Genomic DNA, 20,114 nt, shown 5'->3' with positions numbered 1-20,114 from the left:
CGCTGCCGCCCTGCGGACCCGGTCTCAGCCTAACGTCGCGGAGCCGGTCACGGGGTCCGCTCCCCCGTACAGCTCCGCCAGGGCGCGGGCGGCGGCGGCCATCTCGGCGCGCAGTTCCGGGGGGCCGAGGACCTCGGCGCCGGCGCCGAGGCGCAGCAGGTCGGAGGCGGCGTGGCGGAGCGACTCGACGGGGAGCGCCACCCGCAGGCGGCCGTCGGGGCCGGGTGCGCCGGGGCCGGGTGCGCCGGGGGCGTGGAGCCCCGGGGGGCAGGGGGCCTCCGCGGGACGCGGGGCGGGGACCGGTCCGGGGGCGGGGCCGCCGGGGCCCGCGGCGGCGCGCGCGGCGGCCTCGGCCGCGTCGACGGCGCGGGCCTGGACCGGCGCGAAGAGCGCCCGGACGCGTGCGGCGGCCTCCGCGGTGAGCAGCACGTCGACGGTGCGGCCGTGGGCGGTCTCCTGGAAGCGCCGGGACCAGCCGTCCCAGAAGGCGGCCAGGTCGAACCCGGCGGGCCGCTCGAAGGGGCCGCCGCCGGGGACGCACTCCAGGATGCGGGAGACCTTGTAGGTGCGGGGCGGCCCGTCGGCGCCGGCCTGCGCCACCAGGTACCACTCCCCCGCCTTGAGGACCACGCCGAGCGGGCGCACCTCGCGGTCGACCTCGGCCGGGCCCCACTTGCGGTAGCGGATCCGCAGCCCCTGCTGCCGCCAGACGGCGTCGGCGACCGCGCCCAGGTGCGGCACGGGCGTCGCGTCGGCGAACCAGCGTCCCGGGTCGAGGTGGAACCGCTCGCGGACCCGCTCGGCGCGGGCCGCGTTCTCGGCGGGCAGGGCGGCGAGCAGTTTCAGCCGCGCTCCGGCCAGTTCGGCGCCGAGGCCGAGCTCGGCGGCCGGTCCGGGCAGTCCGGCGAGGAAGAGCGATCCGGCCTCGTCGGCGTTGAGGCCGGTGAGGCGGGTGCGGTAGCCGTCGAGCAGCCGGTAGCCGCCGTCGGGGCCGCGGTCGGCGTAGACGGGCACCCCGGCGGCGGCCAGCGCCTCCACGTCCCGGTAGACGGTACGGACGGAGACCTCCAGCTCGGCGGCGAGCTCCCCGGCGGTCATCCGGCCGCGGCCCTGGAGCAGCAGGAGGAGGGAGAGGAGGCGGTCGGCGCGCATGACGCGATTGTGCCGCCCGCCGGGCCGTGCGGGGGACGACCCCGTTCCGTATCGGGCTACCCGCCGGTAGGGTCCCGCCATGGCCGACATCCACGGCGTCTGCGCCGACCGGTTCCAGGGCGTGCGCGACGCGCTCGCCGCCTCCCTCGACCGCGGGTCCGACCTGGGCGCCTCGGTGGCCGTGCAGCTCGACGGCGAGACGGTCGTCGACCTGTGGGGCGGCTGGGCGGACGAGGGGCGCACCCGGCCCTGGGAGCGGGACACCCTGGTCAACACCTGGTCCACCACCAAGACCATGACGGCGCTGTGCGCCCTGGTCCTCGCCGACCGGGGCGAGCTGGACCTGCACGCGCCCGTCGCCCGGTACTGGCCGGAGTTCGCCGCCGCCGGCAAGGAGGAGGTGGAGGTGCGGCACCTGCTGGGCCACACCGCGGGCCTGCCGGTGTGGACCGAGCGGCTGGAGGTCGCCGACCTGTACGACTGGGAGAGGGCCACCGGGCTGCTGGCCCGCCAGGCGCCCGCCTGGAAGCCCGGCTCGGAGTCCGGCTACCACGCCCTGACCCAGGGCTACCTGGTCGGCGAGGTCGTCCGCCGGATCACCGGCCGCACCCCGGGCGCCTTCCTCGCCGAGGAGGTCACCGGGCCGCTCGGCGCGGACTTCCACCTGGGGCTCGCACCGGAGGACGACGCGCGGGTGGCCCCGGTCTCCTGGGCGCCGCCGGAGCCCGGCGCACCCGCGGACCCGCTCGCCCGGGTCGGCAACCCGCGCGTCGGGCCCGCGGACGCCTGCACGGCCGCGTGGCGCCGCGCCGAGGTCCCGGCCGCCAACGGCCACGGCAACGCCCGCTCGGTGGCCGCCGTCCAGTCGGTGCTGGCCTGCGGCGGCGAGGCGGGCGGGGTGCGGCTGCTGTCGGAGGCGGGCTGCGCCCGGGTCTTCGAGGAGCAGGCGTACGGGCCGGACCGCGTGCTCGGCGCGGTGCTGCGCCTCGGCATGGGGTACGGGCTCAACTGCCCCGAGCTGCCGGTCTCCCCCAACCCGCGGGCCTGCTTCTGGGGCGGCTGGGGCGGGTCGCTGGTGGTGGTCGACCTCGACGCGCGGCTGACGGTGGCGTACATGATGAACCGGATGCACCCGGGCGCGCTGGGCGACGCGCGGGGCGCGTCCGTCGTGCTCGCCGCCTACGGGGCGCTGGCGGGCTGACCGCCCTCCCGGCGGTCGGCCCGCCCGCCGGGGCCGGGTCCGCCGCCGGGGCGGGGAGCGCCGCCGGGACGGGGCGGGTGCCAGGAGCCCACGGCGGCCAGCATCGCGGTGTTGGCGACCACGAGCACGGCGAAGCCGGCGGCGGCGGCCGGGTGCCCGGTGGCGGTCAGGGCCGCGGCGGCGGCGCCCATGACGGCGAGCTGGGTGGCGAGCCAGGCGGGGGCCGAGCGGACGACCGCGCGGGGCGAGGCGTAGCGGCCCCAGAGCCAGGCCGCGGCCGCGGGGAGCAGCACCGCCAGGGCGATCCGGAGCGGCAGGGGCGCAGGGGCGTGGTAGCCGCCGTAGGCGAGTGCGGCGAACGCCACCAGCTCCAGCAGGAAGCGCAGGGCCAGGTTGGCCCCCTTCACCGCACCGCGCATCGCCGTCCCCCTCGTCGTCCCCCGCCGCCGGGGTCCGGCCCCCACGCGGTCCGGCCTCCGGTCGTCGGGGGCGCCCCACCGTAGCGCGGCCCGGGGTCCGGGCGCCCGGAAATGTGCTCGCGCCCCCGGGAGCGGGCCGCCAGGATGTCCGGCATGACCGAGACACGCACAGACCCGTCCTTCGTCTCCGACGAGCGCACCATGCTGGACTCCTGGCTGGACTACCACCGCGCCACGCTCGCCCTCAAGTGCGAGGGGCTGGACGCCGACCAGCTGCGCCGCCGCTCGGCGGAGCCGTCGAACCTGTCCCTGCTCGGCCTGGTGCGGCACATGGCCGAGGTGGAGCGCCACTGGTTCCAGGGGATCCTGGGCGGCGAGGAGTTCACCCGGGGCCGCTACTGGAGCGAGGAGCGGCCGGACGGCGACTTCGACGACGTGGACACCGCCGACCCGGCCGAGGCCTTCGCCACCTGGCGGGCGGAGTGCGAGGGGGCGCGGAAGGCCGCGGCCGGCCTGCCGCTGGACACGGTCGGCAGGAGGCAGCGGCGCGGCGAGGACGTCTCGCTGCGCTGGATCCTCGTCCACATGATCGAGGAGTACGCGCGCCACAACGGCCACGCCGACCTGCTGCGCGAGCGGATCGACGGTGCCACCGGGGAGTGACGACCGGAAGGGTGACGCCGGGTCACGCCGGATTGACGTTCCCGTCCGCGGAACCGGGCGCCGGGCTGCGGCGTCGCAGGAGACGACCGGTGTCGCACGCGCCACGACCCGTACGGCGGTCCCGTGCGGGCGCGGATGGACTGATCAGTGCGATACTCGGACAGTTCCGGCGAGTGGATGACACGTCAGAAGACGGGTAGGCCGCCGGAACAGGATGTGACGGGATGAGGAGGCGCGGCATGGGAGCACTTCGTGACGAGCACCACGGGTGGCTGATGCCCTCCGGCGGCTACGCGGTCCCCGTCCACGAGGATCCGTGGGCCACGGAGGCGGTGGCGGCGCCCGCCCCGGCCGAGGCGGCGCGGATCGTCTCGGTGCGCCCGAGCGGGTTCGAGACCGCCCGGGTGGTCGGCGAGCACGTGCGGTCCGGCACGCCGGTGGTCATGGACGTCTCGGAGATGCCGGACGCCGACGCCAAGCGGCTGGTCGACTTCGCCTCCGGCCTGGTCTTCGGCACCCGCGGCTCCATCGAGCGGATCGCCCGGCGGGTGTTCCTGCTGACACCGCCGGAGGTGGAGGTCATGGTGATCGACCGGCCGCTGGACGACACCGGGTTCTACAACCAGAGCTGACGCTCCGGGGCGGCCGCAGCTGCGCCCCGTCCCGCTCCCGTCCCCTCCTGTTCCCTCCCCTCCCGAGCCTCCGGCCACGAAGCCGGCGGGCGGCCCCGTGCCGCACGCCGGCTTCTGCGCGTTCCCGGCCGCCCCCGCGCGGGCGTGTCGGCGGACCGGCCGGACCGGCCGGGCCGCGGCCGGGCGCAGGGGCCGCACGGTCACCGGACCTGCGCGGGTCGGACGCGGTCCGGTCGATTCCGGCGCACCTCCTCCCCTGCACGCCTCCCCCGCGCAAGCGCTCCGGGAAGGTCTCATCGGATACGCCACGATTACCAGTGAGACAGTTGTGTCTCACATGGGCTATGGTTGACTCATGGCCATCGACCGCGACTCCGTGCTCAACGCCGCCGTCGGCGTCCTCTCCCGGCAGCCGAACGCCGCCATGGACGAGATCGCCCGCGCCGCGGGCGTCAGCCGCGCCACCCTGCACCGGCTCTTCCCCGGGCGCGACGCCCTGGTGCGGGAGGTCGGCGCACTGGCCCTGCGGCGGTTCGCCCAGGCCCTGGACGACGCCCGGATCGACGAGGGCGACGCGGTGGCGGCCGTCCGCCGGCTGGTCGACGCCGTCATCCCGCTCTCGCAGCTCTGCGCCTTCCTGACCGGCGAGAGCAAGCTCTACGAGGACACCGGGATCAGCGAGGCCTGGGACCGCCTCGACGCCCGCGTCCGCGCCCTGTTCCTGCGCGGCCAGCAGGAGGGCGCCTTCCGCATCGAACTTCCCGCCGCGTGGCTGAGCGAGGCCTTCCTCGACCTCGTCGCGGGCGTGGGCTGGGCCGTCCAGGACGGCCGGCTGGCCCCCCGCGACAGTGCCCACGCCCTCGCCGAGCTCTTCCTCGGCGGAGCCACCAGGAGATCCGCACCATGACCACCCCCCGCACGCAGCACACCCCCGCGACCCCCGCCACCGCCGGCACGCGTCCCATCGCCGCTCACCCGACCGCCGCGGCCCCCGCCACCACCGCACCGGCCCTGTCGGACCGCGGCCGGTGGACCCCCCTCGGCGTGCTCGTCCTCGGCGTGCTGCTGGTCGCCGTCGACGCCACCGTGCTCTCCCTGGCCGTCCCCTTCATCAGCGAGGACCTGCGGCCCGGCGGCACCCAGCTCCTGTGGATCGGCGACGTCTACTCCTTCGTCCTGGCCGGCCTGCTGGTCTCCATGGGCTCGCTCAGCGACCGCCTCGGACGCCGGCGGGTGCTGCTCTGGGGCGCGGCCGGCTTCGGCGCGGCCTCGCTGGCCGCCGCGTACGCGCCGGGCCCCGGCGCCCTGATCGCCGCCCGCGCCGTGCTCGGCGTCGCCGGCGCCGCCATCATGCCGTCCACCCTGTCGCTCATCCGAACCCTCTTCCCCGACGACCGCGAGCGGGCCACCGCCATCGGCGTCTGGGGCGCCGCCGCGACCGCGGGCGCCGCGGCCGGTCCGCTGCTCGGCGGCCTGCTGCTGGAGCACTTCTGGTGGGGCTCGGTCTTCCTGGTCAACCTGCCGGTGATGGCGCTGCTGCTCGTCCTCGGGGCCCGGCTGCTCCCCGAGTCGCGGGACCCGCGGCCCGGCGCGTGGGACCTGCCGAGCGTGGCGCTGTCCCTGGCGGGCGTCGTCGGCACCGTGTACGCGGTGAAGGAGGCCGCCGTGCACGGCCCCGGCCGCGCCGACGTCCTGGCCGCGGGCCTGGCCGGTGCCGCCGCCCTGGCCGTGTTCGTCCGGCGGCAGCTGCGGCTCGCGGTGCCGCTGCTGGACGTCCGCCTCTTCGCCGACCGCCGCTTCACCGCGGCGGTGACCGCCGCGCTGGTCGCGCTGGTCGGCCTGTCCGGCGTGGTCTTCTTCGTCTCGCAGTACTTCCAGCTCGTCCGGGGCTGGTCGCCGCTGCGGGCCGGTTTCGCCGAGCTGCCCGCCTTCGGCGGCGCGATCGCGGGCGGCCTGCTCGCCGGACGGCTGGCCCGGCGCTCCGGCCCCCGGGCGGCCCTGGCCGGCGGCCTGCTGCTGATGGGCGCCGGACTCGGCTCCCTCGGCTGGACCGGCACCGGCACCCCGTACCCGCTGCTCGGCGCGGCCTTCCTCGCCGTCGGCGCGGCGGAGGGCGTCGTCTACACCCTGGCCACCGACCTGGTGCTGGCCGCCGCCCCCGCCCGCAAGGCGGGCGCCGCCTCCGCGGTCTCCGAGACCGCGTACGAGCTGGGGGCCGCCCTGGGCATCGCGCTGATCGGATCGGTCCTGACCGGCCTGTACCGGGCCGGGGTCGCCGTGCCGGCGGGCGTCGGCGGCGGTGCCGCCGACCGGGTGCGCGACTCCCTGGGCGGTGCCGCCGAGGTCGCCGCCGGACTGCCCGGCCCGGCGGCCGAGGCGGTCATGGCGGCCGCCCGGCAGGCCTTCGTCGAGGGCATGGGCACGGCCTCGCTCCTCGCCGGGGCGCTGCCCGCGGCGGCGGCCGCCGGAGCCTGGCTGCTGCTGCGCCGCACCGGGCGGCCGTCCGCCGCGGAACGGGTCGGCGCACAGCGGGCCGGTGTGGAGCGGGCCGGTGTCGAGCGCCACGGCAGGGAGGCCGCCGGCGTGGACCGCGCCGCCACGGAGCGGCCCGGCGGGCTCCCCGCCGCCCCGGCGGGCGGCCGGGAGGCGGACCCGGCGGACCGGTGCACCGTCCACCGGACGGCCGCCTGACGGCCGGCGGGGCCGGGCCGTCCCGGGACGGCCCGGCCCCGCCCCACCGGGCGGGACACGCCGCCGGACCCGGCCGGACCTGGGCGGACCCCGGCCGGGTCCGGCGTCACACCGGCAGCGGCAGGAAGCCGGAGATGCGCGCGCGCAGGGAGCGGGGGTCCAGACCGTGGGCCGCGAGGTGGTCGGCCATGGTGCCGTAGCGGCGCAGTTCGGCACGGGCGACGCCGAGGCCGAGCAGCCGGTGCGGACGGTCCTCCAGCGCCTGTGCGGCGAACGGGACCGAAGTGCCCGCGAGGTACGGCTCCACCAGCACCACGTCGGCCGCGCCCCCCGTCGCGGCACGCAGCGCGGCGCCGTCGAAGGGCCGCACGGTGGCGGCGTAGAGCACGGAGACGTCCAGTCCCTCGACGGCGGCGAGCACCGCGTCGAGCATCGGTCCGACCGCGACCACCGTCCCGGCCGAGCCCTGCCGCACCGGGGTGAACCGCCCGGGCACCACGGGCCGCGCGGCAGCGTTCTGCTGGGCGGAGAGCCGCACGTAGACCCGGTCGTCGGAGGCGACGGCGTCCCGCAGCAGCACCTCGGCCTCGTCGGGGTGGCCGGGCACGTGGACGGTCCAGCCGGACAGGGTGTCCATCAGTGCCACGTCGCCGGGCGCCTGGTGGGTGCGGCCGCCCTCGGGCCAGTCGTACGAACCGAGGGCGCTGACCAGGACGGCGGCGGCGTCCTGGTGGTCGAGGTCGAGCTTGACCTGCTCGAAGGCGCGCTCGACGAGGAAGCTCGCGAAGGTGTGCACGACCGGCCGGAGGCCGGTGAGGGCGAGGCCGCCGGCGACGGAGACCATCAGCTGCTCGCGGATGCCGACGTTGAGGACCCGGTCGGGGTGGGCGGCGGCGGCCGCGGTGAAGCGGTCGGCGGAGATGTCGGCGAGGACAAGGGCGAGGCGCGGGTCCTCGTCGAGCAGGCGGGTGGTGACGGCGGCGAAGCGGTCGCGCATGGCGGGCACGGCGGGGTCTCCTGATCGGGCGGGCAGGCGGACGGAGGGACGGGCGGGCGAGCAGGCGGGCAGGGAGGACGGGCAGGGGCGGGGCGTCCGGGGCGGGCCGGCGGGCGGACCGGTCAGTGTTTCGGCTCGACGACGGCGACGACGGCGTGCGGCCGTCCCGGGTGCGGGGCGGTGAACGCCTCCTCCAGGGCCTCGTGGTCCCGGCCGTCCGCCGTGAGCACCGACCAGCCCTCCGCCGCGAACCGGGCGGCGATGCCGCCGCGGCGGCCGTGGGTGGCGGAGGAGTTGTCGACGACGACGGTGTGCAGGGCCTCCAGGCCGACCGCGCCCGCGTAGGCGGCGGCCTCCTGGTTGGATCCCTCGTCGAGCTCGGCGTCCCCGGTGAGGACCCAGACCCGGGAGTCGGTCAGACCCTGGGCGCGGAGGCCGAGCGCGGTGCCCACGCCCAGCGGCAGGCCGTGGCCGAGGGAGCCGCTGCCGATCTCCACGCCGGGCACCAGCACCCGGTCGGGGTGGTACCCGAGCGGCGAGTCGAAGCCGCCGAAGCCGGACAGCAGCGCCGGGTCGAGGAACCCCTTGGCGGCGAGCACCGCGTAGTAGGCCATCGGGCCGTGGCCCTTGGAGAGGAGGAAGCGGTCGCGGTCGGGGGCGTCGGCGGTCTCCGGCGTCACGCGCAGCACCCGGTCGTAGAGGACCCACAGGACGTCGAGGGTGGAGGTGGCGGCCGGGCCGTGCTTCTCGTCGCCGGTCATCAGGGCCATCAGGCGGGGCAGGTCGCGGTGGCCGAGGCGTGCGCTCTCACTGGTCAGCGTCATGGGACGATGCTGCAACCTCAAGCGCGCTTGAAGTCAAGGGGCCTAGGATCGGCGGTGTGACCGCACTCCGTGACCGCCTCACCATCGGGGAGCTCTCCGCCCGCAGCGGACTCGCCCCCTCCGCCCTGCGCTACTACGAGGAGCTGGGCCTGATCCACTCCGAGCGGACCGCCGGCGGGCAGCGCCGGTACGCGCGGGCGGCGCTGCGCCGGGTCGCGTTCGTCCGGGCGGCGCAGCAGGTCGGCCTGTCGCTGGAGGAGGCGCGGCGGGCGATGGGCGGACTGCCGCAGGACCGGTCGCCGAACGCCCGCGAGTGGGCGCGGGTGGCGTCGACCTGGCAGCACCGCATCGACGCCCGGATCGCGGAGCTGGAGCGGCTGCGCCGGAAGCTCGACGGCTGCATCGGCTGCGGCTGCCTGTCGCTGCGCACCTGCCGGCTGTACAACCCCGACGACGCGGCGGCGGACGGCGGGCCGGGAGCCCGCTACCTGCTCGGCGACGAGCCGCCGGAGCCGCCGGAACCGGCGGAGTCGGCGGAACCGGCGGGGGGCTGAGGGGGCCGCGGCGGCCGTCCCGGGTGCGGAGGAATCCCGGTGCGGGCGGCCCGTGCGCCCTGCTAGCGTCGGCCGCATGTCCAGGCCGCCCGCGCACCAGCCGATGATGCCCCGCTCCAGGGGCTGCTGAATCCGGACGACCACACCATCCGAGGCCCCGCACCGGGGCCTCGGCGCGCACCGCGCACCCGGAGCCCCGCCGCCCGACGACGAGGAGCTCCCCGACCGTGGACGACACCCAGGCGCACCAGCCGCAGGAAGCACACGAGCCGGACGAGGCGCACGAGCCGGACCGGCCGTGCCCGGCGCATGCCGGATCCACGGGCTCCGGTGCGCCCCGCCACTACCTGACGACCACCATCCCCTACGTCAACTCCCGCCCGCACCTGGGCTTCGCCCTGGAGCTGGTGCAGGCCGACGTGCTGGCCCGGCACCACCGCCGGCTCGGCCACCGGGTGCGCCTGCTCACCGGCACCGACGAGAACTCGCTGAAGAACGTGCTGGCCGCCGAGTCCCTGGGCGTCCCGGTGCGGGAGCTGGTGGACCGGAACGCGGACGCGTTCGCCGCGCTGCACGGCCCGCTCTCCCTCTCCCCGGACGACTTCCTCCGCACCAGCAGCGACCCGCGCCACCGGCCCGGGGTGGAGCGGCTGTGGCGGGCCTGTGCGGCCAACGGCGACCTGTACCGGAAGCACTACGCGGGCCTGTACTGCGTGGGCTGCGAGCAGTTCTGGTCCGAGGAGGAGCTCGACGGCGGCCGCTGTCCCGAGCACGGCACCGAACCGCACCTGGTGGTGGAGGAGAACTGGTTCTTCCGCCTCTCCCGGTACGCGGAGCGGCTGCACGCCCTCGTCACGAGCGGCAGGCTGCGCGTCGAACCGGAGGCGCGCCGCAACGAGGTGCTCGCCTTCATCGCCTCCGGGCTGCGGGACTTCCCGGTCTCCCGCTCCCGGGAGCGGGCCCGCGGCTGGGGCGTGCCGGTGCCGGACGACCCCGGCCAGGTCGTGTACGTGTGGTGGGACGCCCTGGGGAACTACATCACCGCGCTGGACTACGCCACCGACGGCGCGGCCTACCGCACGTGGTGGGAGGGCGGCGACCGGCGGGTGCACCACGTCGGCAAAGGCGTGGTGCGCTTCCACGCCGTGCACTGGCCCGCGATCCTCCTCTCCGCCGGGCTGCCGCTGCCGACCGACGTGCTGGTGCACGGCTACCTGACGGCGGACGGGCGGAAGATCAGCAAGTCGGCGGGCGGCGGCGCGGCCGACCCGGTGGAGCTGGTCGGACGGTACGGGACGGACGCGGTGCGCTGGTGGCTGCTGCGCGAGGTGCCTCGGACGGGAGACGTGGACTTCACGGAGGAGCGGCTGGCGGCCCGGTACGACACCGACCTCGCCAACGGGGTGGGGAACCTGGTCAGCCGGACCGTCGCCATGGTCCACCGCTACCGGGACGGGGCCGTGCCGCAGGCACCGCTGCCGGACTGCGCGGCGGTGGCGGCGTGCGGGGAGGTGGCCGTGCAGGTGTCGGAGGCGCTGGACGCGTTCGACCTGCGGCGGGCGACCGGGGCGGTCCTCCGCGTCGTCGAGGAGGCCAACCGGTACGTCGAGTCCGTGCGGCCCTGGGAGCTCGCCCGCGCGGAGGGGGGCGGCGACCGGAGGGCGGGCGGACGGCTGGACGAGTCCCTGGCCGTCCTGGTGCACTGCTGCCGGACCCTGGGGAGGGAACTGGCGCCCTTCCTCCCCGACGGTGCGGCGCGGATCGCGGCGCGGTGCGCGGGGAGCACACTGGCGCCTCCGGTGCCGCTCTTCCCCCGGCTCTCCGGCCCGGGCGGTGGTGGCTGACCGACGGGCGGCGGCGCCTGCCGGGGGCGGGCCGACGGGACGGCGGCCGGTCTCAGAACGGGTCGGCGAGCAGGCGGGGGCGGGGCCGGGCGCGGGGCGCCGCGGCGGGGCGGGCGGCCGGGCCGGGGTGGTGCAGGAACCATTCGGTGCCGAGGCAGAGCCGCCGCAGCCGGGGCTCCTGGAAGGCGGAGATGCGGGCCCCGCGGGCGAACTCCGAGGCGTGGGCCCGCACCGCCTCCCACTTGACGTCCAGCCAGGGCCGCACGTCGACAGCCGCCGAGATCCGGTCGTCGGGGGTGCAGGGCAGGGGTGCCTCCAGGCCCAGTGCAGTCAGCTCGCGGACCAGCGACTCGGGGACGGTGGCCAGCCAGACCGAGTGGACCTCCCACGGGGGGCCCGCCTCCGGCTGCACGCCGCCGTGGGCCGCCGCGTGCACCGCGGCCAGGACGGCCCGGTGCACGCGGACGTGGTCGGGGTGGCCGTAGACGCCGAACGCGTCGTAGGTGGCCACGGCGGCGGGGCGCAGCAGGCGGATGCGGGTGACGAGTGCGGCGACCAGCGCGTCGAAGGGGGCCGCGCAGAGCGAGCCGTGCCCGCGGCCGAGGGGTCCGGAGTCGCGGTAGGGGAGGATGTCCGGCCTGCCCGCCCGGAGGACCGTCAGCGCCCGCGCCAGCTCCTCGGCCCGGGTGCCCGGCGGGGCGAACGGGGCGCCCTCCGCGACCTCGCCGTCGGTGCAGGTGACCACGGCGGTGGGGATGCCCTCGGCGGCGTGCTGGGCCAGCACGCCGCCCGTGAAGAGCGACTCGTCGTCGGGATGCGCGTGCACCGCGAGCAGTCCCCGCCGCAGACCCATCCTGCCTCCCCCGCCGCCGCCCCTGGGTGGCCCCTCAGCGTAGCGAGCCGCCTGCGGCAGCGGCAGGCCGCCTGACGGCGGGATCCGGCGGGATCCGGCCCGGATCAGCCGCCTCCGGCGGGGCCGGCGGCCCGGTCGGCACCCTCGGAACCCTCGGCAGCCGGCAGGACCTGGCCGGCGGCGGTGCGCAGGGCCTCCAGGACGGGCCGGATCAGCGGGTGGTCCTCGGCGCCGCGGCGCACGGCGGCGAAGACCCGGCGGGTGGCGGCGACGCCGTCGACGGGCCGGACCACGACGCCGGTGAGGTCCATGCCGCGCAGCGCGGAGCGCGGCACCATCGCGACCCCGGCCCCGGCGCCCGCCAGGGCGACGACGGCACGGAAGTCGTCGGAGGAGTGCTCCATCCGGGGCTGGAAGCCGGCGTACTCGCAGGCGAGCACCACCACGTCGTGGCAGGGGTTGCCCGGGTAGGGGCCGATCCACGGCTCCTCGGCGAGCTCGGCGACCGGGACGCGGCCGGAGCCGGCGAGGCGGTGGGCGACCGGCAGCACCGCGTCGAAGGGCTCGGCGTACAGCGGCACCCGGGCGAGCCGCTGGTCGTCCTCGCGCGGAGCGCCCCGGTACTCGACGGCCACGGCCAGGTCGGCGCGGCCGTCCAGCACCATGGGCAGGCTCTCGTCGCCCTCGGCGTCGCGCACCCGCACCCGGATGCCGGGCGAGGTGCGGGCCAGCCCGGCGAGGGCGGGGGCGAGGACCAGGCCGATGCCGGTGGCGAAGGAGGCGACGGTCAGCTCGCCGGCCGCGCCGGAGGTGTACGCGGCGAGCTCGGCCTCGGCCCGCTCCAGCTGGGCGAGGACGGCGTTGGCGTGGCTGAGGAGTATCTCGCCGGCCGCGGTGAGGCGGATGCCGCGGCCGTGCCGCTCGAGGAGCCGGTGCCCGGTCTCCGCCTCCAGCGCGGCGAGCTGCTGGGAGACGGCGGAGGGGGTGACGTACAGCGCGGCGGCAGCGGCGGTCACCGTCCGGTGGTCCGCCACCGCCCGGAGGGTCCGCAGCCGCCGCGCATCGATCACACGGTCATCCTGCCAGGGCGGCGCGCGCGGCGACGAACGCGGCCACCGCCTTCTCCACGTCGTCGGCCGAGTGGGCGGCCGAGAGCTGGACCCGGATGCGGGCCTGGCCCTGCGGCACCACCGGGTACGAGAAGCCGACGGCGTACACGCCGTGCTCCAGCAGCAGCTCGGCCATCCGCCCGGCGACAGCGGCGTCGCCGATCATGACGGGGGCGATGGGGTGGTCGCCGGGGAGGATCTCGAAGCCCTCCTCCGTCATCCGGGAGCGGAAGAGCGCGGTGTTGTCGCGCAGCCGCTGCCGCAGGCCCTCGGACTCCTCCAGGAGGTCGAGGGCCTTCAGGGAGGCGGCGGCGATGACCGGCGCGAGGGAGTTGGAGAACAGGTACGGGCGGGACCGCTGGCGCAGCAGGGCGACGATCTCGGCGCGGGCGGCGACGTAGCCGCCGGAGGCGCCGCCGAGGGCCTTGCCGAGGGTGCCGGTGAGGATGTCGACGCGGTCCATGACGCCGTGCAGCTCGTGGGTGCCGCGGCCGCCGGGGCCGACGAAGCCGACGGCGTGCGAGTCGTCGACCATCACCATGGCGTCGTACCGGTCGGCGAGGTCGCAGATCTCGCGCAGCGGGGCGACGTAGCCGTCCATGGAGAAGACGCCGTCAGTGACGATGAGGCGGCGGCGGGCGCCCGCGGCCTCCTTGAGCTGCTTCTCCAGGTCGGCCATGTCGCGGTTGGCGTACCGGTGGCGGCGGGCCTTGCACAGGCGGATGCCGTCGATGATCGACGCGTGGTTGAGGGCGTCGGAGATGACGGCGTCGCGCTCGTCGAGGAGGGTCTCGAAGACGCCGCCGTTGGCGTCGAAGCAGGACGAGTAGAGGATGGTGTCCTCGGCGCCGAGGAAGCGGGAGAGGCGCTCCTCCAGCTCCTTGTGGACCTCCTGGGTGCCGCAGATGAAGCGGACCGAGGCCATGCCGTAGCCCCAGCGGTCGAGGGCGTCGTGGGCGGCGGAGACGACCTCGGGGTGGTCGGCGAGGCCGAGGTAGTTGTTGGCGCAGAAGTTGAGGACCTGGCCGGGGCGGCCGCCGGCGGTCACGTCGACGGCGGCGCTCTGCGGCGTGCCGATGACGCGCTCGGGCTTGTGCAGGCCGGCGGCGCGGATCTCGTCCAGGGTGGTGCGCAGGTCGTCGCGTACCGAGTCGAACATGGCGGGGGCTCCCGGGGTGCGCAGGGGCTTGGCGGCGGTGGGCGGCCGCGGGGCGGCCGTGGGGAGGGCTCAGGCGGTCCAGTCGAGGATGACCTTGCCGCAGCGTCCGCTCGCGGCGTCGTCGAAGGCGGCCTCGAAGTCGGCGGCGGCGTAGCGGCCGGTGATCACCGGGCTGAGGTCGAGGCCGCCCTCCAGCAGCACCGACATCGCGTACCAGGTCTCGAACATCTCGCGGCCGTAGATGCCCTTGATGGTGAGCATCGAGGTGACCACGCGGGCGAAGTCGACGGGGAACTCCTCCGACGGCAGGCCCAGCATGGCGATCCGGCCGCCGTGCGTCATGTTGGCGATCATGTCGCGCATGGCCTCGGGGCGGCCGGACATCTCCAGGCCGACGTCGAAGCCCTCGCGCAGGCCGAGGGTGCGCTGGCCCTGGGCGATGGAGGTCTCGGCGACGTTCAGGGCCAGGCTCACGCCGACCTTGCGGGCCAGCTCCAGGCGGTACTCGCTGACGTCGGTGATGACGACGTTGCGGGCACCGGCGTGGCGGGCGACGGCGGCGGCCATGATGCCGATCGGGCCGGCGCCGGTGATCAGCACGTCCTCGCCGACGAGGGGGAAGGACAGCGCGGTGTGCACGGCGTTGCCGAACGGGTCGAAGATCGCCGCGACGTCGAGGTCCACCGGGGCCCGGTGCACCCACACGTTGGACGCGGGCAGCGCCACGTACTCGGCGAACGCGCCGTCCCGGCCGACGCCGAGGCCGACGGTGGCGCGGCACAGGTGGCGGCGGCCGGCCAGGCAGTTGCGGCACTTGCCGCACACCAGGTGGCCCTCGCCGCTCACCAGGTCGCCGGGCGCGACGTCGACGACGTCCGCGCCGACCTCGGCGACCTCGCCCACGAACTCGTGGCCGAGCACCAGCGGGGTGCGCACGGCCTGCTGCGCCCAGCCGTCCCAGGCGCGGATGTGCAGGTCGGTGCCGCAGATGCCGGTGCGCAGCACCTTGATCAGCACGTCCCCGGGACCGACGGACGGCTCCGGCACGTCCATCATCCACAGCCCGGGCTCGGCCTTCTCCTTCACCAGTGCCTTCACGGCTGCGGCTCCTGTGCGTGCGGTCCTGCGCGCGGGGGCCCGCGCGTGCGGTTCTGGGGGTGCGGGTGGTCCCCGGCCCGGTGATCCACCGGGCAGAGAGCAATCTGCCCGGTGGCGGGGTTTAAGTCCATCGAGGTTTTCTTAAGCGGAACCGCAGCAGCGCTTCACGGTCGCGGGCTCAGCCCTGCGGCTCCCAGTCCTGGTACCGGATCCGGGCCAGTTCCCGGATGCCGCTCGTCAGCCCCCACTCGTTCCTCCCGAGGCGGGACAGCGGCTGCATCCGGGTGATCTCGGGGTGCCCGTCCACCACGACCTCCTCGCGCACGGCGGCGTGCACGACCTGCCCGAAGACCACGGTGGAGTTGCCGAGGCGCAGCGTGCTGTGGAGCCGGCACTCCAGCGCCACCGGCGACGCCGCCACCCGCGGGGGCTTCACCCGCACACTGGGCTCCCGCTCCACCCCCACCGCGTCGAACTCCCCCACGTCGCCGGGGAAGTCGGTGGCCGTCGCGTTGACCTGCTCGAAGAGCGGCTCGGGCGCGAAGTTCACCACGAACTCGCCCGTCGCCTCCACGTTCCGCAGCGAGTCCTTCCGCCCCACGGAGGTGAACTGCACGATCGGCGGCTCGGTGCAGGCGACCGTGAAGAACGAGTGCGGTGCGAGGTTCGCCGTCTGCCCGTCGCCGGCGAGCGTGGAGACCCACGCGATGGGCCGGGGGACGACGACGGCGGTCAGCAGCTTGTAGAAGGCCCCCGCGTCCATGGCCTCGGGGTCGTAGTCGATGCGCATGCCGCCAGTATCCACACCGGCGGGCGGCGGATCGTAGCAGCGCAGCCCGGTCCGACCAAGCCGGTGCGGTTCAGATAAAACCACCGCGGCGGCCCGGCACGGCTGGATCTGCTGCGCGGACGAGACAGGCCAGGGGCTGAGGCCGCCCAAGGGACGCACCTGGGCACCGCGCGGAGCGCGCCCGGTGGTGCACGTGCGCGGCAGCAACCGCGGCCGGTTGAACGTGGCCGGCGTGGTCTGCTACCGCCTCGGAGATCGCTCGCACCTGTTCTACAAGCTCCACGTCTACCGGGGCCGCAAGGGCGAGCGGAAGGCGTTCACGTGGCGGGACTACCGGGACTTGATCGTCATCACCCATCAGCAGCTCCGTGCTCCGCTGGTGTGGTGCTGGGACAACCTCAACGTGCACCTGGTCCAGGAGCTGTTCGACTTCGCCGAGGAGAACAAGGAGTGGCTGACGGTGTTCCAGCTGCCCTCGTATGCGCCTGAGCTCAACCCGCAGGGGGGCATCTGGTCGCAGCTCAAGAGCTCCCTGGCGAACCTCGCCGCCACCAACCTCGACCACCTCACCCGCGTGGTGAAGCGGAAGCTGAAGAAGATCCAGTACCGGCCCGACCGGATCGATGGCTGCCTCGCCGGGACCGGTCTGAAGATCGAGCCACCTTGATCACAAGACGGGACTTCACGAGTTCAACCGGAGTAAAGCGTTCATTCTTCCACCGTCGACGGACGCGCACCATCCCCGCGCAATCAACTACTGAGCCTTCTCCGTGACGGTGGATCGGCCGACAGGCCAGGTTGCGGATCCGGACCGGCAGTGGGCCGTCGACAGGATGCGGGCAGAGTTCGTGCGGCATCGCAGGGATCAAACCGACGTCAGCGACGATCGGTTCCTCGAAGGAGGCGTGCTCCCGGTGCTCGATGCCGCACTCCGGCGTGGGCGGGTACCAGGCTCCGCAGAGGCACCGGGTGTGCTCCATCAGGGTGCTGTACGCATCGCGGATCCCACGACGGAATGGTCCCCGGGCAGCACCTACGCGATCAGGTGGTCGTAGTAGTCGGCGGGGCCGGTCAGGACCGCCTGGAAGTACAGCGGCCCGCCGTCGGTGTCCAGGGGGACCTCGTGACCGGCGACGCGGGTGAGGCCGAGGGAGAGCCGGGGGACGGACCAGTAGCTGGGCTCGCTGTGCAGGACAGTGAGGCCCATCGTCTCCAGCTGCTCCACCAGGCGGAGGGCGGGCGTGCGGAAGACGTCGATGCCGCGGAAGCGCACCGTGACGTCCTCGGGGCCGGGACGGGGGTTCCACACCTCGGCGGCGGTCAGGGTCCGGCCGTCCTCGAGGTGGAACACGACCTCGAACTGCGGATGCAGGACGGTCACCTTCATGTAGCTGAACCGGCTGGCGGATCCGTCGTCCTGCACCTTGACCCGCCCCAGCGCTGCGGCGGCCTCCTTGACGGTCTGCGCGGGCATGCCCAGGGGGAAGCCCGTGATGCCGTTCGGCGGGTCCAGCTCGATGTCCATGCGTGTCATCCTAGAAGGCAGGTCCGGATCTTCCAGCCGTTGTCGGCCAGGTACTTCTGGAACTTCCTGTTGTTCGGCAGCGAGTCGACCATCTCCTTGATCGCGGCATCGTACTTGGTGCCGAACTGCTTGCGGATCATGCCGATGTCCATCGCCATCGCGACGTCGAACTTGCCTTGCCTGATGAGCGCCGCCTGTTTGGCGCGCCAGGCCTGCGAAGCGCGTCCCGATCCGGTGCTGATGAAGTTCCGGTGGTCGTCGTACTCCATCCGGATGGCCGGACCGGTGGCCTCCTTGAGGTCGGTGGGCAGACCGAGGTGGAGGTAGGCGTCCTTGGCGGGCAGGTGGTTGATCTCGTAGCGCGTGTTGTCGCTGCCGTCGGTCCAGTTGGCCGGCTGAAGCTTGCCGTACCAGCCGCCCATGCCGGAGGGCTGCTTCGCCAGCCCGAGGGGGTCGATCCAGAACAGCGGGTTGGGGACGTAGGCGTGCGGGTTGGGTCCTGCGTCCAGTCCGAGGGGGTCGGTGGTCAGATAGCGGCCGGTTGCGGGGTCGTAGTAGCGGAAGAGGTTGTAGTCGAGCCCGGACTCCTCGTCGTGGTACTGGCCGGGCCGTCCCAGGGGGCAGGCCGGTCCACCGACGGCGTTGCCCGGGAGGCGGCGGCCCCACACGTCCGTGTCGGTGAGCCGAACGACCTCTCCGTCTGCGGTCACCAGCTCACTGGGGGTACCGACCACATCCGTGACGACGGCGAAGAAGTGCTGGTCGGTGACCTCCCGATCGCGTCCGGCGCCCGGGTGCCACGTCCACTCGGTCTGCGCCACCGGCTTCCAGGCGCCCGGCTCCCAGTCCCAGGAGGTGTTGTGGCGACTGCCGTCGGCGAAGGTGCTGTACTGCTCGATCAGCTGAGTGCCGTCCCAGGCGAACACGACGTCCTGCACGGCGCCGGTCCGGTCGTCGCGCTCCCCCAGGCGCCGCTTGGCGACACGGCGCCCGATCGGGTCGTAGTCGTACTCCCACGAACCGCGGTCCGGCGTGTCGATCCTGACCAGCTGGTCCTCGGCATCCCAGGAGTACCGCCACTCACGGCGCCGGCCCGACAGGGTGCGCATCAGTGCGCGGACAGGGCGGCCGTGGTCGTCGTACTCGTACGACATGCGCCCCGCGGCGCGCAGCAGCGACCCGGTGAAGGTGCGCTCACCGGCCGCGGCGCCGTCGGGTTCGAGGGTGTTCTCGGCGCGGGTGATGTTGCCCAGAGGGTCGTAGGCATAGCTCTCGGTCGAGGCAGGGGAAGTCACCCGGGTGATCCGGCCCGCCGGTGTCAGGTCGAACCCGCGTGCGCCGCGGAGCCGGTCCGTCACGGTGGTCGGCATGCCGTCGGCGCGGTAGCCGTAGGCGCGCTCCTGCAGACCGGTGTAGCCGCTGTGGGACTCCGCGGCAGCGTCACGGGCCCAGATCGCCTGGGCCGTGAGCCGGTTGCAGGGATCCCATGTCTGGGTCAGTGCCGCAGCACTGCCCAGGTAGCGGGTGGTCTCCCGACCGCCCGCATCATAGGTGAAGGCAAGGGTGCCGAGCGGGCCGCTGAGACCGGTGGCCTGGTTGTTGGCATCGTAGCTCCACGTCGAGACGATGCCGCTCGGCGTCGTACGGCTGGTGCGCCGGCCGAGAGCGTCATACGCGTACGCCGTCGTCCGGCCGTCGACGGATTCGCTCAGGACGCGACCGACCGCGTCGTACGTGTACTCCAGGACCCTTCCGCGGCTCTCGACCCGGGTCAGGCAGCCCTGCCGGTCGTAGCCGAGCGTGGTCACGGTGCCGTCGTGGTTCCTGCGCTCGACCAGCTGGCCCAGCAGATCGTAGGCGAAGGCGGTGCGGCGACCTGCGGAGTCCGCGGTCTCCACCAGCTGGTCGGCGCCGTCGCGCCGGTAGGCGAGACTGCGGCCGTTGAAGTCCGTCTCGCCGATCAGGTGGCCCGCTTCGTCGTAGCTGTACCGCCAGGTCGCACCGTTCGTGGTGACTGCGAGCAGTTGCAGCTCGGTGTCGTAGTCGAACCGCTGCTCTTCACCGTCGGGCAGGATGCGGCCGGCCAACCGTCCGAAGGGGCCGATCGTGAACCGGGTGACCGCGCCCGCCTGGTCACGCTGCTCGACGACGTTGCCCTCGGGGTCGTAGGTCCACGTCTCCCTGGCGCCGTCGGGATGGACGCGCTGGGTGACCTCACCCTCCGTCCGCCGGACGAGGCGGGTGGTCGCACCCAACGGATCGGTGAAGGCGACGACCCGGCCGAAGGCGTCGTAGGTGACGCGGGCCGTATGGCCGAGTCCGTCGGACACCGCGGTGATCAGGCCCGCCGGGTTGGTCTCGAAGCGCCGGCTCTGGCCGAGGGCGTCGGTGACCGACAGCAGGCGGCCCTGTGCGTCGTACTCCCGGCCGGTGCGCGCGCCGGTGGCGTCGATGGTGGTGAGCAGGTTTCCGTTCGGATCGTAGGTGAACGCGGCGAGCAGAGCACCGTGAGCTGCACTGATTTTCGTGGAGTCCTTGAAGCCTGGGTTACGATCCAGGCGTAAGGAGAACTACAGCAGTGCCAGCACCCCGTAAGTACCCCG

General features: G+C 74.9%; 19 protein-coding genes. 8 read left to right on the top strand and 11 right to left on the bottom strand.

The window, feature by feature from the left end; genetic code table 11:
- Positions 1 to 24: 24 nt before the first annotated feature.
- Positions 25 to 1,152, bottom strand: a complete 1,128-nt coding sequence (locus ACFY07_RS25870) for a helix-turn-helix transcriptional regulator (protein ID WP_390871956.1) — start codon at positions 1,150 to 1,152, stop codon at positions 25 to 27.
- Between the two features lie 79 nt (positions 1,153 to 1,231).
- Between ACFY07_RS25870 and ACFY07_RS25865 the strand changes: the two genes are divergently transcribed.
- Positions 1,232 to 2,353, top strand: a complete 1,122-nt coding sequence (locus ACFY07_RS25865; RefSeq protein ID WP_390871955.1) for a serine hydrolase domain-containing protein — start codon at positions 1,232 to 1,234, stop codon at positions 2,351 to 2,353.
- On the opposite strand, the gene ACFY07_RS25860 is transcribed toward ACFY07_RS25865, so the two are convergent.
- On the bottom strand, positions 2,332 to 2,772 hold the full coding sequence (locus ACFY07_RS25860; protein ID WP_390871953.1) for a YrdB family protein: 441 nt from the start codon (positions 2,770 to 2,772) through the stop codon (positions 2,332 to 2,334). The two genes, ACFY07_RS25865 and ACFY07_RS25860, sit on opposite strands and share 22 nt — an antisense overlap.
- Positions 2,773 to 2,925: 153 nt before the next feature.
- Between ACFY07_RS25860 and ACFY07_RS25855 the strand changes: the two genes are divergently transcribed.
- The 4 genes from ACFY07_RS25855 (at position 2,926) to ACFY07_RS25840 (ending at position 6,758) form a co-directional block, all read left to right on the top strand.
- Complete coding sequence (locus ACFY07_RS25855; RefSeq protein ID WP_390871952.1) at positions 2,926 to 3,435, top strand: DinB family protein; 510 nt, start codon at positions 2,926 to 2,928, stop codon at positions 3,433 to 3,435.
- Between the two features lie 239 nt (positions 3,436 to 3,674).
- Positions 3,675 to 4,067 (top strand): cell division protein SepF, encoded by a 393-nt coding sequence (locus ACFY07_RS25850; protein WP_230746577.1) that lies wholly within the window; start codon positions 3,675 to 3,677, stop codon positions 4,065 to 4,067.
- 355 nt (positions 4,068 to 4,422) lie between these two features.
- The gene (locus tag ACFY07_RS25845) at positions 4,423 to 4,974 is read left to right on the top strand and encodes a TetR/AcrR family transcriptional regulator (protein ID WP_390871951.1); all 552 of its coding nucleotides are present in this window, start codon (positions 4,423 to 4,425) and stop codon (positions 4,972 to 4,974) included.
- Entirely contained in the window at positions 4,971 to 6,758 is a 1,788-nt protein-coding gene (locus tag ACFY07_RS25840) for an MFS transporter (RefSeq protein ID WP_390871950.1), read from the top strand. Before ACFY07_RS25845 ends, ACFY07_RS25840 begins: the two co-directional genes overlap by 4 nt.
- Before the next feature lie 106 nt (positions 6,759 to 6,864).
- Here the strand turns inward: ACFY07_RS25840 and ACFY07_RS25835 are convergent, their stop codons facing one another.
- Both ACFY07_RS25835 and ACFY07_RS25830 read right to left on the bottom strand, forming a co-directional pair.
- Entirely contained in the window at positions 6,865 to 7,764 is a 900-nt protein-coding gene (locus ACFY07_RS25835) for a transketolase family protein (RefSeq protein WP_390871949.1), read from the bottom strand.
- Positions 7,765 to 7,877: 113 nt separating this feature from the next.
- Positions 7,878 to 8,579 (bottom strand): transketolase, encoded by a 702-nt coding sequence (locus tag ACFY07_RS25830; RefSeq protein ID WP_390871948.1) that lies wholly within the window; start codon positions 8,577 to 8,579, stop codon positions 7,878 to 7,880.
- A gap of 56 nt (positions 8,580 to 8,635) precedes the next feature.
- On the opposite strand from ACFY07_RS25830, the gene soxR reads away from it, so the two are divergent.
- Together soxR and metG are read left to right on the top strand one after the other, a co-directional pair.
- Positions 8,636 to 9,133, top strand: a complete 498-nt coding sequence (gene soxR, locus ACFY07_RS25825; RefSeq protein WP_390871947.1) for a redox-sensitive transcriptional activator SoxR — start codon at positions 8,636 to 8,638, stop codon at positions 9,131 to 9,133.
- A 227-nt stretch (positions 9,134 to 9,360) separates the two neighbouring features.
- The gene (gene metG / locus ACFY07_RS25820; protein WP_390871946.1) at positions 9,361 to 10,977 is read left to right on the top strand and encodes a methionine--tRNA ligase; all 1,617 of its coding nucleotides are present in this window, start codon (positions 9,361 to 9,363) and stop codon (positions 10,975 to 10,977) included.
- 52 nt (positions 10,978 to 11,029) lie between these two features.
- Here the strand turns inward: metG and ACFY07_RS25815 are convergent, their stop codons facing one another.
- From ACFY07_RS25815 to ACFY07_RS25795, 5 genes are all read right to left on the bottom strand, one after another.
- On the bottom strand, positions 11,030 to 11,830 hold the full coding sequence (locus ACFY07_RS25815; RefSeq protein WP_390871945.1) for a PIG-L family deacetylase: 801 nt from the start codon (positions 11,828 to 11,830) through the stop codon (positions 11,030 to 11,032).
- A 104-nt stretch (positions 11,831 to 11,934) separates the two neighbouring features.
- Positions 11,935 to 12,900, bottom strand: coding sequence for a LysR family transcriptional regulator (locus ACFY07_RS25810; RefSeq protein WP_390871944.1), 966 nt, complete (start codon positions 12,898 to 12,900; stop codon positions 11,935 to 11,937).
- Positions 12,901 to 12,904: 4 nt separating this feature from the next.
- On the bottom strand, positions 12,905 to 14,098 hold the full coding sequence (locus tag ACFY07_RS25805; protein ID WP_390871943.1) for a glycine C-acetyltransferase: 1,194 nt from the start codon (positions 14,096 to 14,098) through the stop codon (positions 12,905 to 12,907).
- A 69-nt stretch (positions 14,099 to 14,167) separates the two neighbouring features.
- Positions 14,168 to 15,196 carry an L-threonine 3-dehydrogenase gene (tdh, locus tag ACFY07_RS25800; protein ID WP_230746565.1) on the bottom strand — a complete coding sequence of 343 codons (1,029 nt, stop codon included), beginning with the start codon at positions 15,194 to 15,196 and terminating at the stop codon, positions 14,168 to 14,170.
- A gap of 178 nt (positions 15,197 to 15,374) precedes the next feature.
- Positions 15,375 to 15,986, bottom strand: a complete 612-nt coding sequence (locus tag ACFY07_RS25795) for a flavin reductase family protein (RefSeq protein WP_390871942.1) — start codon at positions 15,984 to 15,986, stop codon at positions 15,375 to 15,377.
- Positions 15,987 to 16,092: 106 nt separating this feature from the next.
- Here ACFY07_RS25795 and ACFY07_RS25790 point away from each other — a divergent pair, with 106 nt between their 5' ends.
- Positions 16,093 to 16,653 (top strand): transposase, encoded by a 561-nt coding sequence (locus ACFY07_RS25790; protein ID WP_390871987.1) that lies wholly within the window; start codon positions 16,093 to 16,095, stop codon positions 16,651 to 16,653.
- 366 nt (positions 16,654 to 17,019) lie between these two features.
- Here the strand turns inward: ACFY07_RS25790 and ACFY07_RS25785 are convergent, their stop codons facing one another.
- On the bottom strand, positions 17,020 to 17,511 hold the full coding sequence (locus tag ACFY07_RS25785; RefSeq protein WP_390871941.1) for a hypothetical protein: 492 nt from the start codon (positions 17,509 to 17,511) through the stop codon (positions 17,020 to 17,022).
- Positions 17,512 to 17,516: 5 nt separating this feature from the next.
- The gene (locus tag ACFY07_RS25780) at positions 17,517 to 20,012 is read right to left on the bottom strand and encodes an RHS repeat-associated core domain-containing protein (RefSeq protein ID WP_390871986.1); all 2,496 of its coding nucleotides are present in this window, start codon (positions 20,010 to 20,012) and stop codon (positions 17,517 to 17,519) included.
- Between the last annotated feature and the right edge of the window lie 102 nt (positions 20,013 to 20,114).

The organism is Streptomyces sp. NPDC001380 (assembly GCF_042895785.1).
In the GTDB taxonomy this organism is placed as follows: Bacteria; Actinomycetota; Actinomycetes; order Streptomycetales; family Streptomycetaceae; genus Peterkaempfera.
The sequence above is the reverse complement of the archived record's forward strand: the minus strand, read 5'-3'. Positions and strand labels throughout refer to the sequence as shown.

What these genes read in the sequence shown, in the direction of transcription:
- ACFY07_RS25870 (WP_390871956.1), bottom strand. Translation starts at nt 1,152, where the DNA reads ATGCGCGCCGACCGCCTCCTCTCCCTCCTCCTGCTGCTCCAGGGCCGC.
- ACFY07_RS25865 (WP_390871955.1), top strand. Translation starts at nt 1,232, where the DNA reads ATGGCCGACATCCACGGCGTCTGCGCCGACCGGTTCCAGGGCGTGCGC.
- ACFY07_RS25860 (WP_390871953.1), bottom strand. Translation starts at nt 2,772, where the DNA reads ATGCGCGGTGCGGTGAAGGGGGCCAACCTGGCCCTGCGCTTCCTGCTG.
- ACFY07_RS25855 (WP_390871952.1), top strand. Translation starts at nt 2,926, where the DNA reads ATGACCGAGACACGCACAGACCCGTCCTTCGTCTCCGACGAGCGCACC.
- ACFY07_RS25850 (WP_230746577.1), top strand. Translation starts at nt 3,675, where the DNA reads ATGGGAGCACTTCGTGACGAGCACCACGGGTGGCTGATGCCCTCCGGC.
- ACFY07_RS25845 (WP_390871951.1), top strand. Translation starts at nt 4,423, where the DNA reads ATGGCCATCGACCGCGACTCCGTGCTCAACGCCGCCGTCGGCGTCCTC.
- ACFY07_RS25840 (WP_390871950.1), top strand. Translation starts at nt 4,971, where the DNA reads ATGACCACCCCCCGCACGCAGCACACCCCCGCGACCCCCGCCACCGCC.
- ACFY07_RS25830 (WP_390871948.1), bottom strand. Translation starts at nt 8,579, where the DNA reads ATGACGCTGACCAGTGAGAGCGCACGCCTCGGCCACCGCGACCTGCCC.
- ACFY07_RS25815 (WP_390871945.1), bottom strand. Translation starts at nt 11,830, where the DNA reads ATGGGTCTGCGGCGGGGACTGCTCGCGGTGCACGCGCATCCCGACGAC.
- ACFY07_RS25805 (WP_390871943.1), bottom strand. Translation starts at nt 14,098, where the DNA reads ATGTTCGACTCGGTACGCGACGACCTGCGCACCACCCTGGACGAGATC.
- ACFY07_RS25795 (WP_390871942.1), bottom strand. Translation starts at nt 15,986, where the DNA reads ATGCGCATCGACTACGACCCCGAGGCCATGGACGCGGGGGCCTTCTAC.
- ACFY07_RS25785 (WP_390871941.1), bottom strand. Translation starts at nt 17,511, where the DNA reads ATGGACATCGAGCTGGACCCGCCGAACGGCATCACGGGCTTCCCCCTG.